This is a genomic window from Hasllibacter halocynthiae (genome assembly GCF_003003095.1).
GTDB classification, from domain to species: domain Bacteria; phylum Pseudomonadota; class Alphaproteobacteria; order Rhodobacterales; family Rhodobacteraceae; genus Hasllibacter; species Hasllibacter halocynthiae.
The window spans coordinates 944129-957571 of sequence record NZ_PVTT01000001.1 but is presented as its reverse complement, the minus strand read 5'-3'; the positions used below and the strand labels follow the sequence as shown (position 1 = coordinate 957571).

Sequence of the window (13443 nt, the reverse complement as noted above, 5' to 3'; positions counted from 1 at the left end):
GTCCCGGCCCCTTCGGGGGCCGGGGTCCCGGCGGGGGTGGACACCCGGCCGGGAAGGGGGCGGGCGCGGGTCTGGCGAGAGAAGCGCCGGGGCCGTCTAGCCGAGGGTCCGCACGATGCGGTGCCCGGGCCGGACGCGCGCCCGCCCTTCGGACATCCATGCGGGGGAGACGGGACATGGACTATCGGGAACTTGAGCCGGCGCCGATCGCCGCCCTGCCCTTGGAGGCGCTGCGCGACCACCTGCGGCTGGGCCGGGGGTTCGCGGACGACGCCGTGGAGGAGGGCGTTCTGGAGGACGCCCTGCGCGCCGCCATCGACGCGGTCGAGCGGCGGGTCGGGCGGGCGCTGATCCGGCGCCGCTTCTGGATGCCCTGCGCCTTCGGCGCGGCGCGCCTGCCCCTGGCGGAGGCGGAGGTCGAGGGCGTGGACCTCGCCGGGCCGGAGGGGACGGAGGCGGCCGCGGGCTGGTCCGTGCTGCGCGAGGGCGACGCGCTGCGCGTGGTGGGCATCCGCGGGGGGCGGGACGACCGGCCCTCCGTGCGCTTCGCCGCGGGCTTCGGCGCGTGGGAGGACGTGCCGAAGGACCTGGCCTTCGCGGTGCTGTCGCTGGCGGCGGCGTTCCACGACGCGCGCGGGGCGCATGTGCGCTGGCCCGACGCGGCGCTGGCGCTGGCCGCGCCCTGGAAGCGCCTTCGGATCGGGGGCGCGGCGTGAGCCGGGTCCCGCAGCCGAACCGCCGCCTGGTCCTGGAGGCGCCGCAGCGCGTGCCCGACGGGGCCGGCGGCTGGAGCCGGGCCTGGGCGCCGCTCGGCACCCTCTGGGGGGAGTTCCGAGCGTCGCCGGGACGCGAGGGGGCCGAGGCGGGCGCCCGGGTCAGCCGGGTGAAGTGGCGCGTGGTCCTGCGCGCGGTGCCCCACGGCCATGCCGGCCGGCCGCGCCCCGAGCAGCGCCTGCGCGAGGGGGACCGGGTGTTCGACGTCCTCGCCGTGGCCGAGCACGACCGCGAGGGGCGCTGGCTGGTGGCCCATGTCGAGGAAGGGGTCGCGGCATGAGCTGGGCGGGATCGGCCGACCTGCAGGCCGCGATCTGGACGCGGCTGGACGGCGCGCTGGCGGTGCCGGTGCACGACGCGCCCCCGCCGGGGCCGCTGCCGGACCTCTGGGTCAGCTTGGGCGCGGAGGACGGGCGGGACGCATCGGACGCCTCGGGGGTGATCCGGGACGTGGTCCTGCGGATCGAGGTGAGGGGCGCGGCGGCGGGGTTCGCGGCGCTGAAGCGGGTCGCCGCGGAGGTGGAGGCCGCCCTGGCCGCGCCGCCCGCGCTGCCCGAGGGGCGCGTGGTCTGGCTGCGGCTGAGGCGGACGCGGACGGCGCACGGCGCGCGGGGGCGTGCGGTGCGGATGGACTGGGACGTCCGGGTCGAGGGCCCGGCATGGGGAGGCGAGTAGGATGGGTGTTCAGGCGGGACGGGACCTTCTATTGAAGGTCGACGCGACGGGCGCGGGCAACTTCGAGACCGTCGCGGGGCTGCGCGCCACGCGGCTGGCGTTCAACGCGCAGATGGTGGACGTCACGTCGCTGGACAGCGCGGGGCGCTGGCGCGAGGTGCTGGGCGGCGCGGGCGTGCGGTCGGCGACGATCACCGGCTCGGGCGTGTTCCGGGACGAGGGGACGGACGCCCGGATGCGCGCCGCCTTCTGGGGCGGCGAGACGCCGGACTTCCAGGTGGTGATCCCGGGTTTCGGCGTGGTCGAGGGGCCGTTCCAGATCACGGGGATCGAGTACGCGGGCACCCATGACGGCGAGGCGTCCTTCGAGGTCAGCCTGGCCTCGGCCGGCGCGCTGCGGTTCGTGGAAGCGTGATGGGGCGCGCGAACCACGGGGCGAACCCCTGGGCGAACCCCTGGGCGGGCGAGGTCGTCCTGACGATGGACGGGCGCCCCCGCACGCTGCGGCTGACGCTGGGGGCGCTGGCCGGGCTGGAGGCGGAGTTGGGGGCCGGGTCGCTCGCCGCGCTGGTGGAGCGGTTCGAGGGGCGGGACTTCTCGACCCGCGACGTGCTGGCGCTGCTGCGCGCCGGGGCGCGCGGGGGCGGCGTGGACGTCGACCCGGCAAACGCCGCGATCGAGGGCGGGCCCGTGGCTGCGGCGAAGGCGGCGGCGGAGCTGCTGGCGCGGAGCTTCGTGCTGGAATGAGCGGGATCGACTGGAAGGGCCTCCTGCGCGCGGGGGTGCGCGGCGCGGGCCTGCGCCCGGAGGAGGTGTGGCGCCTGACGCCCGCCGAGCTGGCGGTGATCCTAGGCGCGGGGGGCGGCGGACCGGGGATGGGCCGCGCGCGGCTGGAGGAGCTGGCCGCGATGTATCCTGATGGAGGGACCGATGGACGATCTTGAGGACGCCTTGGACGGCGCCGGCGCGATGACGGCCGAGTTCGCGCGCCACCTGGAGGGGCTGCGCGGCGCGCTGGCCGGGGCCGGAGAGGGCTCGGACGCGCTGTCGCGGTCGATGTCCCGTTCGCTTCGGGGGGCGTTCGACGAGGTCGCCTTCTCCGGCGGGTCGCTGCGCGAGGCGCTGCGGGGCGTCGCGCGGTCGATGGCGGACACGGTCTATGCCGGCGCGATGAAGCCCGTGACCGACCATTTCGGCGGGATGCTGTCGGACGCGGTCGGCGGCCTCGTCGGGGGGCTGGTGCCCTTCGCCAAGGGCGGCGTGGTGGGCGGGCCGGTGGCCTTCCCGATGCGCGGCGGCGCGGGTCTGATGGGCGAGGCGGGGCCGGAGGCGATCCTGCCGCTCGCGCGCGGGGCGGACGGATCGCTGGGCGTGCGGGCGGGCGGGGGCGGCGGCGGGCCGGCGCACGTGACGGTGAACGTCAGCACCCCCGACGCGGGATCCTTCCTGAAGAGCCGCAGCCAGGTCGCGGCCGCGATGCAGAGGGCCGCCCGCCAGGGCCGCCGCAACGGATAAAGGGGCAGGCCATGGCCTTTCACGACGTCAGATTTCCCACCGACCTGAGCTTCGGCGCGGTCGGGGGCCCCGAGCGGCGCACGGAGATCGTCACGCTGCGGAACGGGTTCGAGGAACGCTCGACCCCTTGGGCGGACAGCCTGCGGCGGTTCGATGCGGGGCTCGGGATGCGCTCGCTCGACGACATGGGCCGGCTGGTCGCGTTCTTCGAGGAGCGGCGCGGCCCGCTGCACGGGTTCCGCTGGAAGGACTGGTCGGACTTCAAGTCCGCCCGGCCCTCGGCCGCGCCGGGGCACGAGGACCAGGTGCTGGGCACGGGCGACGGCGAGACGGCGCGCTTCGCCCTGACCAAGACCTACGGCGCGGGCGAGACCGCCTACGTGCGGCGGATCGTGAAGCCGGTGGCGGGGTCCGTCCTCGTCTCCGTCGGCGGGCAGCCCATGCGCGAGGGGGTCCATTGGGACCTGGAGGGCGCCGAGGTGGTCCTGCGCGCGCCCGCGGAGGACGGCGCGGTCGTCGCGGCGGGATTCGAGTTCGACCTGCCCGTGCGCTTCGACGCCGACCGGATCGCAGTCAGCGTGGCGACCTTCGAGGCGGGCGAGGTGCCGGAGGTGCCCGTGGTGGAGCTGCGGCTGTGAGCGGCGCGCAGGGGCGGCGCTGCCGGGCCTGGCGCGTGACGCGGGCCGACGGCGCGGTGCTGGGCTTCACGGACCACGACCGCGACCTCGAATGGGAGGGGTGCCGCTTCCGCGCCGGCACCGGGCTGAGCGCGGGGCAGATCGAGCTGTCGACGGGCCTCGCGGTGGACAACGCGGTGGCGGCGGGCGCGCTGTCGGACGCCGCCGTCACGGAAGGCGACATCGCCAGGGGCCGCTTCGACGGCGCGGGCGTCGAGCTGTGGGAGCTGGACTGGGCCGCGCCGGAAGGCCGGCGCCTGCTGTTCCGCGGCACCTTCGGCGAGGTGACGCGCGCGGGCGGCGCCTTCGAGGTGGAGCTGCGGGGGCTGGCGGAGGCGCTGAACGTGCCGGGCGGCCGGGTGTTCCAGCGGACCTGCCCCGCGGTGCTGGGCGACCGGAGCTGCGGGGTCGACCTCTCCGCGCCGGGGATGTCGGTCGAGGCGCGGGTGGGCGCGGTCGCGGAAGGGGGGCGGGTGCTGCGCTTCGCCGAAGCGCCGGCCCTGCCGCCCCGGCGGCTGGAGCGGGGCACCCTGCGGGTGCTGGACGGCGCGGCCGAGGGCGTGGTCGCGGCGATCAAGGAGGACCGGCAGGACGGCGATTGGCGCGAGGTCGCGCTGTGGTTCGCCCCGGGCGCCGCGCCCGTGGCCGGGGACCGCGTGCGGCTGGAGGTCGGGTGCGACAAGCGCATCGGGACCTGCGCGGGCGCGTTCGGCAACGCGGTCAACTTCCGGGGCTTCCCGGACCTGCCGGGCGAGGACTGGCTGGTGCGCCGTCCGGTGCCGGCATGAGCGCGGTCGTCCTGGCCGCGCGGGGCTGGATCGGCACGCCCTACCTGCACCAGGGAAGCGTCCGGGGGGTGGGCTGCGACTGCCTGGGCCTTCTGCGCGGCGTCTGGCGCGAGGTGCTGGGCCCCGAGCCGGAGGCCCCGCCGCCCTATGCCGCCGACTGGGGCGAGGCGGCGCGGGAGGAGCTGCTCCACGCCGCGGCGCTGCGGCACCTCTGGCCCGCGCGGGCGGCGCGGCCGGGCGACGTGCTGCTCTTCCGCATGCGGGCGGGGGCGGCGGCCAAGCATCTGGGCATCGCGGGCCGGACGGGCCCGGGGCCGACCTTCATCCACGCCTATAGCGGGCAGGGCGTCGTGGAGAGCGCGCTGACCCCGCCCTGGGCGCGGCGCATCGTGGCCCGCTTCGCGTGGCCGGCTGGGGAGTAGAGCGACATGGCGACCATCCTTCTGAGCGCGGCGGGCTTCGCCGCCGGATCCTCCCTCGGGGGCACGGTTCTGGGGCTGTCCACGGCGGTGGTCGGCCGGGCGGTCGGGGCCGCCGCCGGGCGCCTGATCGACGAGAGCCTCATGGGCGCGGGATCCGAGCCCGTGGAGACGGGCCGCGTCGAGCGGCTGCGCCTGACCGGCGCGGGCGAGGGCGACCCGCTGGGCCGGGTCTGGGGGCGGATGCGCGTGCCGGGGCACGTGATCTGGGCGTCCGAGTTCCGCGAGACGCGCACCACCGCCCGCCGGGGCGGCAAGGGCAGGCCGAAGGAGCAGGAGGTCACGGAGCATTCCTATTCCGTGAGCCTCGCGATCGCGCTGTGCGAGGGGGTCGCGGGGCGCGTGGGCCGGGTCTGGGCCGACGGGGGCGAGATCGCGCCCGGCGACCTCGACATGCGCTTCTACGGGGGGTCGGGGGACCAGCGGCCCGACCCCCTGCTCGCGGCCGCCCTCGGGGACCGCGCGCCGGCGTTCCGGGGCACGGCCTACGTGGTGATCGAGGACCTCGACATCGGGCGCTGGGGGAACCGGGTTCCCCAACTCTCCTTCGAGGTGATGCGGCCCGCCGAGGGCGACCCGGAAGGCGTGCCGGAGGTGGCCGAGGCCGTGCGGGGCGTGTGCCTCGTGCCCGGGACGGGCGAGTACGCGCTGGCCACGACGCCGGTGACGAAGGAGGGCCCGAACGGGCGCGCCTCGGCCAACGTCCACAGCGCGTCGCTGCGGACGGACTTCGCCACCTCGCTGGAGGCCCTGGAGGGGGAGCTGCCGAACTGCGGGTCGGTGAACCTCGTCGTGTCGTGGTTCGGCTCGGACCTCAGGGCGGGACGGTGCGAGGTGCGACCCAAGGTCGAGGACCGCCGCGAGGAGGGGCGCGAGATGCCCTGGCGCGCGGGCGGCATCCGGCGGGCCGAGGCGCGCGAGGTCGCCCGCGACATGGAGGGCCGCCCCGTCTACGGCGGCACCCCGGCCGACGGCTCCGTGATCGAGGCGATCCGCGCCGTCCGCGCCGCAGGCAAGGAGGCGATGTTCTATCCGTTCCTCCTGATGGAGCCGGGGCCGGGGAACGGGCTGACGGACCCCTGGACCGGCGAGGCGGGGCAGCCCGCCTATCCCTGGCGGGGCCGCATCACCACCGAGCGCGCGCCGGGGGTGGAGGGGACCACGGACCGGACGGCCGCCGCCGAGGCGGAGGTCGCGGCCTTCTTCGGGCGGTGCGAGGCGTCCGACTTCCGGGTGCGGGACGGCGAGGTGCGCTATTCGGGGCCCGCCGAGTGGGGCTGGCGGCGGATGATCCTGCACTACGCCCATCTCTGCGCCGCCGCCGGGGGCGTGGACGCGTTCTGCGTCGGCTCGGAGATGCGGTCGCTGACGCAGGTGCGGGGGGCCGGCGACACTTTCCCGGCCGTCGAGCATCTGCGCCGCCTCGCGGGGGAGGTGAAGGCGATCCTGGGGCCGGGCTGCGCCGTCTCCTACGCCGCCGACTGGTCGGAGTATTTCGGCTACCATCCGGGGGACACGGGGAACGTCCATTTCCACCTGGACCCGTTCTGGGCGGACCCGAACGTCGACTTCGTGGGGATCGACAACTACCTGCCCCTGTCCGACTGGCGCGACGGCGAGGCGCACGCAGACGCCGCGCACGGCGTGTGCCACGACCTCGGCTATCTGATGGGCAACGTAGAGGGCGGCCTCTACGGCAAGTGGTACTACCCCACGAGGGAGGCCGAGGCGGCGCAGCGGCGGGTGCCGATCACCGACGGCGCCTGGGGCGAGGACTGGGTCTTCCGCCCCAAGGCCATCCGCGAATGGTGGGGGTCGGGCCATCACGAGCGCATCGGGGGGGTGCGGAGCGAGACGGCGACCGCCTGGGTCAACGGCATGAAGCCCGTGCGCTTCACCGAGTACGGCTGCGCCGCCGTCGACAAGGGCACGAACGCGCCGAACCTCTTCGACGACGGCCGGTCCAGCGAGAGCGGGCTGCCGCCGCATTCGGACGGGCGGCGGGACGAGGCGATCCAGGCGCAGTACGTCCGTGCGCTGAACGCTTGGTGGGCGGCGAACAACCCCGTCAGCCCGGTCTATGGCGGGCCGATGCTGGACCTCGCCCGGTGCCACCTGTGGTGCTGGGACGCGCGGCCCTTCCCGGCCTTCCCCGCCCGCGGCGACATCTGGTCCGACCGCGAGAGCTACGGGCGCGGGCACTGGCTGAACGGGCGGGCGTCGTCGCGTTCGCTGGCCGGCGTGGTGCGCGAGATCTGCGAGGGCGCCGGGCTGCGGGCCATCGGGACCGGGCGGCTGCACGGTTTGGTGCGGGGCTACTCGGCGCCGGGCGGCGGGACGGCGCGGCAGGCGCTGCAGCCCCTGATGCTGGCGCACGGGTTCGACGCGGTGGAGCGCGGCGGCCTCCTGGAGTTCCTGCCCCGCGGCGGCCGCGCGCCCGCTCTCGTGGAGGAGGAGCGGCTCGTCGCGCGGGAGGGCGGCGACCTCGAGCTCGTGCGCGCGCCGGAGGCGGAGGTGCCGGGCCGGGTGCGGCTGGTCCACGTGGACGGCGAGGGCGACTACGGCACGCTCGTCGCGCAGGCCACCTGGCCCGGCGCGCCCGAAGGCGCCGTCGCGGGCGAGGAGGTGCGCCTGGCCCTGACCCCGCCCGAGGGGCGCGCCGTGGCCGAGCGGTGGCTGACGGAGGTCCGCGTGGCGCGCGAGCGGCTGTCGCTGAGTCTGCCGCCCTCGCGCGGGGGCCTCGCGCCGGGGGACGTGTTCGAGATCGGGGGGCGGTCCGGCCGTTGGCGCATCGACCGGGCCGAGCTGGGCGCGGCGCGGGCGATCGAGGCCGTCCGGATCGAGCCCGCCGCCTACGAGCCATCGGACGCGGCGGACGAGTACGTGCCCGCCCGGCCCGTGGTGCCGCCCCTGCCGCTGGAGCACCTGTTCCTCGACCTGCCGCTCCTCACGGGGGAGGAGGCGCCGCACGCGCCGCACGTCGCGGCCGGCGCGGGCGTCTGGCCCGGCGGCGCGGCGGTGTTCGCCGCAGACGGGGGCGACGCGGGCTACGGCCCGGCGCAGGTCCTGGACCGGCCGGCGGTGATGGGGCGGCTGCTCGACCCGCTGCCGCGGGCGCGGGGGGGGCTGTGGGATCGCGGCGCGCCGGTGCGGGTGGCCCTGATCCGCGGCGAGCTGGAGAGCGTGGGAACCCTGCGCGCTCTCGCCGGGGCCAACGCGGCGGCGATCGGCGACGGCTCGGCCGAGGGGTGGGAGGTGATCCAGTTCGCCGAGGCCACCCCGACCGCGCCGGGCGAATGGGCGCTGTCCATGCGGCTGCGGGGGCAGGCGGGAACGGACGGGATCGTGCCGGGCGCCTGGCCCGCGGGGTCGTGGTTCGTGCTGCTCGACGGCGCGCCCGAGCCGCTCGCGCTGAGGCGCGCGCAGAGGGGGGTCGAGCGGCACTACCGGATCGGCCCGGCCGGCCGGCCCTATGACGACCCGTCCTTCGTCCACGACGTGCGGACGTTCCGGGGCGCGGGGCTGCGCCCCTACGCGCCCGCGCACCTGCGGGCCGGGGGCGGTGCGGACACGGTTCTGTCCTGGGTGCGCCGGACCCGCGTGGACGGCGACGGCTGGGACGGGGAGGTGCCCCTCGGCGAGGCATCCGAGCGGTGGCTGCTGCGCGTGCGGCAGGGCGGCGCCATCCGGCGGGAGGAGACGCTGGAGGAGGCGCGGTTCCTCTACACGGCCGCGATGAAGGCGGCGGACGGCGTGGACGGGCCGTTCGCGGTCGAGGTCGCGCAGGTCTCGGACGTCTGGGGGCCGGGGCCGTTCGCGAAGGTCGGTGCGGCGTGAGGGGGCCGCGGCCCCTGCCCGGGGACCTCTTCGCCGCCGCCGGGGCCTGCGCGGCGGCCCCGGACGCCGCGGCCTGCGCGCGGCGGCTGCGGCGGCGGCGCCTGATGGCGCTGCGATGGCGGGCGCGGACGGGGGGCGCGCATCCGCTCTGGGGGGACGGGTCGCTCTCGGCCTGCGCGCGGGGGCTGCCGCGCGCGCCCTGCCGCCTCGACCGGGGGGAGTTCCGGGCCGCGATGATCCACGCGCTGCTCGTGCTGGGGTGACGCGGGGGCCGGGTCGCGCTAGGCCCGTTTCCCGAGGGAGGAGCCCATGGCCGAACCGCTGCACCAGCCGCCCCGCGTCGACCCCGTCTGGGACCGCATCCGCGAGGAGGGGCGCGCCCTGATCGAGGCCGAGCCGATCATGGGCGGCCTGATCCACGGCGCGGTCCTGCACCACGCCACGCTGGAGACGGCGCTGGCCTACCGCTTCGCGCGCAAGCTGGCCTCGCCAGAGATCGGCGAGCAGCTCCTGCGGGAGATCGCCGCCGACGCCCAGGCCGCGGACCCCGGGATGGGGCAGGCGGCGCGCGCCGACCTCGTCGCCGTGGCCGAGCGGGACCCCGCGACGCAGCGGATGATCCAACCCCTGCTCTACTACAAGGGGTTCCAGGGGGTGCAGGCGCACCGCATCGCCCATTCGCTGTGGCGGCAGGGGCGGCGGGATCTGGCCTCGCTGATCCAGATGCGCACCTCGGAGGTGTTCGGCATGGACATCCATCCCGGCGCGCGGATCGGCAGGGGCATCATGATCGACCACGCCCATTCCATCGTCATCGGCGAGACGGCGGTGGTGGGGGACAACGTCTCGATGCTGCATTCGGTGACGCTGGGCGGCACCGGCAAGGAGCACGAGGACCGGCACCCGAAGATCGAGGACGGCGTCCTGATCGGCGCGGGCGCGAAGGTCCTGGGCAACATCCGGGTGGGCCACTGCTCGCGCGTGGCGGCCGGGTCCGTGGTGCTGGAGGCGGTGCCGCCCTGCAAGACGGTCGCAGGCGTGCCCGCCCGCATCGTCGGCGAGGCGGGATGCGACCAGCCCAGCGTGTCGATGAACCACCTGCTGCAGTGAGGCGCGCGGCGGGCGTCCTGCGCGACCTCGCCGCCTTCCTCGCGGGAAGGGCCATCGCCCTCGTCATGCGCCTCTTCGCGGCGCCGCGCACGGTATGGGTGCAGGGCGGCCCGCTGGCCCGGCAGCGCATCTACTTCGCCAACCACACGAGCAACGCCGACCTGCCCCTGATCTGGACCGTCCTGCCGCCCGACCTGCGGGTCCGCACCCGGCCCGTGGCGGCCGCAGACTACTGGCTGAAGGGTCCGGTCCGCGCCTTCTTCGGGCGCGACGTGTTCGGCGCCGTCCTGGTCGAGCGGCGCCCCGAGGCGCGGGGCGAGGGCGAGGATCCGATGGCGACGATCCGCGCCGCGCTGGACCGGGGCGACAGCCTGATCATCTTCCCCGAGGGCCGCCGGAACGAGACGGTGAAGAAGCTGCTGCCCCTGAAGGCCGGCCTCTTCAACATGGCCCTCTCCCATCCGGAGGTGGAGCTGGTCCCCGTCTGGATCGAGAACCTCAACAAGATGATGCCCCGCGGCGAGGTCGTGCCGATCCCGCTGATCTCGACCATCGCCTTCGGCCGCCCCATGCAGCGGGCGGAAGGCGAGGGGAAGGACGACTTCCTCGCCCGCGCGCGCGAGGCGCTGCTGGCCCTGCGCGAGAGGGCGACATCGTGATCGACCTCTGGCTCCTCTTCCTCTTCGCGTTCGGCTGCCTCACGCTCGCGACCGTGGCCGGCGGGCTGATGCGGCGGCGGGCCCCGGGGTCGGAGTTCGTGGTCGACTGGAACGCCCGGGTCGAGGTGTGGTGGGGCATGGTCGTCGTGCTGGGCCTCGCGATGCTCGCGGGGTTCTGGGGGGTGCTCCTCCTCTTCGCGTTCCTCTCCTTCGCCGCGCTGCGCGAGTTCGTGACCATCGCCCATCTCGACCGGGCCGACCACTGGGCCTGGGCGGCGGTCTTCTTCCTGGCGCTGCCGGTGCAGTACGGGCTGATCGCGGCGGACTGGTACGGCCTCTACTCGATCTTCCTGCCGGTCTACGGGCTGGTGCTGGCGCCGGTGATCTCGGTCCTCTCGGGCCGCACGAAGCGGTTCCTGGCGCGGATCGGGGCGCTGCAGATGGCGATGATGGTCTGCATCTACTGCGTCAGCCACGTGCCCGCGCTCGTCCTGCTGGACATCCCCGGCTACGAGGGGAGGGGGGTTCTGCTGGTCGCCTTCCTCGTCCTCGTCACCCAGGGCTCGGACGTGCTGCAATACGTGTTCGGGCGCCTCTACGGCCGCCACCCCATCGCCCCCGCGCTGAGCCCGAGGAAGACCTGGGAGGGGTTCTGGGGCGGCACCTTCTCGGCGGCGGTGCTGGGGGCGATGCTCTGGTGGATCACGCCCTTCTCGCCGCTGGCGGCCGCGCTCCTCGCGTTCGTGTCGGTGCTGCTGGGGTTCCTTTCGGGCCTCGTCATGTCGGCGATCAAGCGCGACCGGGGGATCAAGGACTGGGGCCACGCCTTCCCCGGCCACGGCGGCTTCCTCGACCGGATGGACAGCGTGGTGTTCGCGGCGCCGGTGTTCTTCCACCTCGTGCGCTACGGATGGGCGGTGTGAGGCGGCCGGTCGCCGCGCGGAACGCGCCGGCCGCCCGGCGGGCCGCGGGCTGGCTGGCCACGCGGGGGGTGACGCCGAACCGGATCAGCCAGGCGTCGGTCGCGTTCGCGGCGCTGGGCGGGGCGCTCTTCTGGCTCGCGGGGGAAGGGGCGCCGGGCGCCCTGGCGCTGATCCTGGCCGCGCTCTGCGTGCAGGCGCGCCTCGCCTGCAACCTCTTCGACGGGATGGTCGCGGTGGAGGGGGCGCGCGGCGCGCCCGACGGGCCGTTCTGGAACGAGGCGCCGGACCGGCTGTCGGACCTTCTGCTGCTGGCGGGCGCGGGGGCGGCGGCGGGGGCGCCCGCCTTGGGCTGGGCGGCCGGCGCGCTCGCCGTCGCCACCGCCTACCTGCGCGAGCTGGGCCGCGCCGAGGGGCTGGCGCCGGACTTCTCCGGCCCGATGGCCAAGCCGCAGCGCATGGCCGCCCTGACCTTCGCGGCGCTTCTTGCGGCGGTCTGGCGGGACGCGCTTCTCTGGGGGCTCGTGCTGATCGCCCTGGGGACCGCGCTGACCGCGTGGCGGCGGTCGGCGCGGCTGGTGCGGGGGCTGCGCGCCTAGGCCAGCATCACCATCGGGTTCTCGAGGTTCGACTTGATCGCGTCCAGGAACCGCGCGCCGAGGGCGCCGTCGATCACCCGGTGGTCGACCGAGAGGGTGACGGACATCACCGTCGCCGCCTCGACCGCGCCGCCTTCCGAGATCACGGGCTTCTTCACGCCCGCGCCCACTGCGAGGATGGACCCGTGCGGCGGGTTGATGACCGCGTCGAAATTGTCGATCCCGAACATCCCGAGGTTCGAGATCGCGAAGGACCCGCCCTGATACTCGTGCGGGGCGAGCTTGCGGTCGCGGGCCCGCGCGGCGAGGTCCTTCATCTCCGCCGAGAGGGCGGAGAGGGACTTGAGGTGCGCGTCCTTCAGCACGGGCGTGAAGAGGCCCCCCTCGATCGCCACGGCGACGGCCACGTCGGACGGCTTCAGCCGCAGGATGCGGTCCCCGGCCCAGACGGCGTTGGCGTCCGGCACCTCCTGCAAGGCGAGGGCGCCGGCCTTGATGACGAAGTCGTTGACCGAGAGCTTCACGCCCTTCGCCGCGAGCTGCGCGTTGAGGTCGGCGCGGAACTTCAGCAGCGCGTCGAGGCGGATGTCGCGGCGCAGGTAGAAGTGCGGGATGGTCTGCTTGGCCTCGGTGAGCCGCGCCGAGATCGTGCGCCGCATCCCGTCCAGCTTGACCTCCTCGAACTCGCGGCCCTCGTACATGGCGAGCACTTGGTCGGCGCCCATCCCGGCGGGCATCGCGGGCTTCTGGCCTTCGGTCCTCGCCGCCGGAGCCCCCGATTCCTTCGGCTGCGCGTCCTGGGCGGGCTTCTCGGAAGGGACGTATCCCTCGACGTCGGCCTTCACGATCCGCCCGCGCGGGCCGGTGCCCTTCACGTCCGACAGGTCGATCCCGCGGTCCTTCGCGATGCGCCGGGCGAGGGGCGAGGCGAAGACGCGCTCGTCGTCCTCCCGGGCGGGGGCGGGGGTCGCGGCCCGGGTCGGGGCCGGGCCTTCGGCTTCCGGGGCCTCGGCCGCCCCGGCGCCGTGCATCCCGGCGGTCGGCCCGTCCTCGCCGCCCGGCTCGCGGCCGTAGCCGCCCTGCGGCTCGGTGGCGGGGGTGGGCTCGGCCGGGGCGACGTGGCTGCTGCCGTCGGCCTCGGCCTCGTCGATGTCGCCGGCATCCTCCCCTTCGGCGAGGAGGACGGCGATGGGCGCGTTCACCTTCACCCCTTCGGTGCCCTCCTCGACGAGGATGCGGCCCACCGTGCCCTCGTCGACGGCCTCGAACTCCATCGTCGCCTTGTCGGTCTCGATCTCGGCGAGGAGGTCGCCGGAGGCGACGCTGTCCCCCTCCTTCACCAGCCACCTGGCGAGGGTGCCCTCCTCCATGGTGGGCGAGAGGGCGGGCATGAGGATCTTCGTCGGCATT

At 75.6% G+C, this 13443-nt stretch carries 17 protein-coding genes; 16 read left to right on the top strand and 1 reads right to left on the bottom strand.

What is annotated here, in order from left to right:
- Window positions 1-176: 176 nt before the first annotated feature.
- Genes BCF33_RS04850 through BCF33_RS04775 form a run of 16 tightly spaced genes read left to right on the top strand, consistent with a single transcriptional unit; the run spans window position 177 to window position 12033 of the window.
- On the top strand, window positions 177-716 hold the full coding sequence (locus BCF33_RS04850; RefSeq protein ID WP_106159753.1) for a head-tail connector protein: 540 nt from the start codon (window positions 177-179) through the stop codon (window positions 714-716).
- Window positions 713-1054 carry a head-tail adaptor protein gene (locus tag BCF33_RS04845; protein ID WP_106159752.1) on the top strand — a complete coding sequence of 114 codons (342 nt, stop codon included), beginning with the start codon at window positions 713-715 and terminating at the stop codon, window positions 1052-1054. The genes BCF33_RS04850 and BCF33_RS04845 overlap by 4 nt, the downstream gene beginning before the upstream one ends.
- Entirely contained in the window at window positions 1051-1449 is a 399-nt protein-coding gene (gp17, locus tag BCF33_RS04840) for a tail completion protein gp17 (protein ID WP_106159751.1), read from the top strand. The genes BCF33_RS04845 and gp17 overlap by 4 nt, the downstream gene beginning before the upstream one ends.
- A 1-nt stretch (window position 1450) precedes the next feature.
- Entirely contained in the window at window positions 1451-1864 is a 414-nt protein-coding gene (locus tag BCF33_RS04835; RefSeq protein WP_106159750.1) for a phage major tail protein, TP901-1 family, read from the top strand.
- Window positions 1864-2196, top strand: coding sequence for a gene transfer agent family protein (locus BCF33_RS04830; RefSeq protein ID WP_106159749.1), 333 nt, complete (start codon window positions 1864-1866; stop codon window positions 2194-2196). Before BCF33_RS04835 ends, BCF33_RS04830 begins: the two co-directional genes overlap by 1 nt.
- Window positions 2193-2393 (top strand): rcc01693 family protein, encoded by a 201-nt coding sequence (locus BCF33_RS04825; protein ID WP_106159748.1) that lies wholly within the window; start codon window positions 2193-2195, stop codon window positions 2391-2393. The genes BCF33_RS04830 and BCF33_RS04825 overlap by 4 nt, the downstream gene beginning before the upstream one ends.
- Window positions 2380-2964 carry a phage tail tape measure protein gene (locus BCF33_RS04820; protein WP_245883725.1) on the top strand — a complete coding sequence of 195 codons (585 nt, stop codon included), beginning with the start codon at window positions 2380-2382 and terminating at the stop codon, window positions 2962-2964. Before BCF33_RS04825 ends, BCF33_RS04820 begins: the two co-directional genes overlap by 14 nt.
- Window positions 2965-2975: 11 nt before the next feature.
- Complete coding sequence (locus BCF33_RS04815; protein WP_106159746.1) at window positions 2976-3602, top strand: DUF2460 domain-containing protein; 627 nt, start codon at window positions 2976-2978, stop codon at window positions 3600-3602.
- Complete coding sequence (locus BCF33_RS04810; protein WP_106159745.1) at window positions 3599-4429, top strand: DUF2163 domain-containing protein; 831 nt, start codon at window positions 3599-3601, stop codon at window positions 4427-4429. Before BCF33_RS04815 ends, BCF33_RS04810 begins: the two co-directional genes overlap by 4 nt.
- Window positions 4426-4851 (top strand): NlpC/P60 family protein, encoded by a 426-nt coding sequence (locus BCF33_RS04805; protein ID WP_106159744.1) that lies wholly within the window; start codon window positions 4426-4428, stop codon window positions 4849-4851. Before BCF33_RS04810 ends, BCF33_RS04805 begins: the two co-directional genes overlap by 4 nt.
- A gap of 6 nt (window positions 4852-4857) precedes the next feature.
- The gene (locus BCF33_RS04800; RefSeq protein WP_106159743.1) at window positions 4858-8745 is read left to right on the top strand and encodes a baseplate multidomain protein megatron; all 3888 of its coding nucleotides are present in this window, start codon (window positions 4858-4860) and stop codon (window positions 8743-8745) included.
- Complete coding sequence (locus tag BCF33_RS04795; protein WP_106159742.1) at window positions 8742-9008, top strand: DUF7742 family protein; 267 nt, start codon at window positions 8742-8744, stop codon at window positions 9006-9008. Before BCF33_RS04800 ends, BCF33_RS04795 begins: the two co-directional genes overlap by 4 nt.
- Window positions 9009-9054: 46 nt before the next feature.
- Window positions 9055-9855, top strand: coding sequence for a serine O-acetyltransferase (gene cysE, locus BCF33_RS04790; protein WP_106159741.1), 801 nt, complete (start codon window positions 9055-9057; stop codon window positions 9853-9855).
- A complete protein-coding gene (locus BCF33_RS04785; RefSeq protein WP_245883724.1) occupies window positions 9852-10514 on the top strand; it encodes a lysophospholipid acyltransferase family protein in 663 nt (220 codons plus the stop codon). The genes cysE and BCF33_RS04785 overlap by 4 nt, the downstream gene beginning before the upstream one ends.
- Window positions 10511-11437 (top strand): phosphatidate cytidylyltransferase, encoded by a 927-nt coding sequence (locus tag BCF33_RS04780; RefSeq protein WP_245883723.1) that lies wholly within the window; start codon window positions 10511-10513, stop codon window positions 11435-11437. Before BCF33_RS04785 ends, BCF33_RS04780 begins: the two co-directional genes overlap by 4 nt.
- Window positions 11434-12033 (top strand): CDP-alcohol phosphatidyltransferase family protein, encoded by a 600-nt coding sequence (locus BCF33_RS04775; RefSeq protein WP_425432747.1) that lies wholly within the window; start codon window positions 11434-11436, stop codon window positions 12031-12033. The genes BCF33_RS04780 and BCF33_RS04775 overlap by 4 nt, the downstream gene beginning before the upstream one ends.
- Here BCF33_RS04775 and BCF33_RS04770 read toward each other — a convergent pair.
- Window positions 12030-13442: a pyruvate dehydrogenase complex dihydrolipoamide acetyltransferase gene (locus BCF33_RS04770; RefSeq protein ID WP_106159739.1), complete on the bottom strand. Its 1413-nt coding sequence runs from the start codon at window positions 13440-13442 to the stop codon at window positions 12030-12032. The two genes, BCF33_RS04775 and BCF33_RS04770, sit on opposite strands and share 4 nt — an antisense overlap.
- Window position 13443 lies beyond the last annotated feature (1 nt).

What these genes read in the sequence shown, in the direction of transcription:
- BCF33_RS04830 (WP_106159749.1), top strand. Translation starts at nt 1,864, where the DNA reads ATGGGGCGCGCGAACCACGGGGCGAACCCCTGGGCGAACCCCTGGGCG.
- gp17 (WP_106159751.1), top strand. Translation starts at nt 1,051, where the DNA reads ATGAGCTGGGCGGGATCGGCCGACCTGCAGGCCGCGATCTGGACGCGG.
- BCF33_RS04770 (WP_106159739.1), bottom strand. Translation starts at nt 13,442, where the DNA reads ATGCCGACGAAGATCCTCATGCCCGCCCTCTCGCCCACCATGGAGGAG.
- BCF33_RS04800 (WP_106159743.1), top strand. Translation starts at nt 4,858, where the DNA reads ATGGCGACCATCCTTCTGAGCGCGGCGGGCTTCGCCGCCGGATCCTCC.
- BCF33_RS04815 (WP_106159746.1), top strand. Translation starts at nt 2,976, where the DNA reads ATGGCCTTTCACGACGTCAGATTTCCCACCGACCTGAGCTTCGGCGCG.
- BCF33_RS04835 (WP_106159750.1), top strand. Translation starts at nt 1,451, where the DNA reads ATGGGTGTTCAGGCGGGACGGGACCTTCTATTGAAGGTCGACGCGACG.
- BCF33_RS04820 (WP_245883725.1), top strand. Translation starts at nt 2,380, where the DNA reads ATGGACGATCTTGAGGACGCCTTGGACGGCGCCGGCGCGATGACGGCC.
- BCF33_RS04825 (WP_106159748.1), top strand. Translation starts at nt 2,193, where the DNA reads ATGAGCGGGATCGACTGGAAGGGCCTCCTGCGCGCGGGGGTGCGCGGC.
- cysE (WP_106159741.1), top strand. Translation starts at nt 9,055, where the DNA reads ATGGCCGAACCGCTGCACCAGCCGCCCCGCGTCGACCCCGTCTGGGAC.
- BCF33_RS04805 (WP_106159744.1), top strand. Translation starts at nt 4,426, where the DNA reads ATGAGCGCGGTCGTCCTGGCCGCGCGGGGCTGGATCGGCACGCCCTAC.
- BCF33_RS04850 (WP_106159753.1), top strand. Translation starts at nt 177, where the DNA reads ATGGACTATCGGGAACTTGAGCCGGCGCCGATCGCCGCCCTGCCCTTG.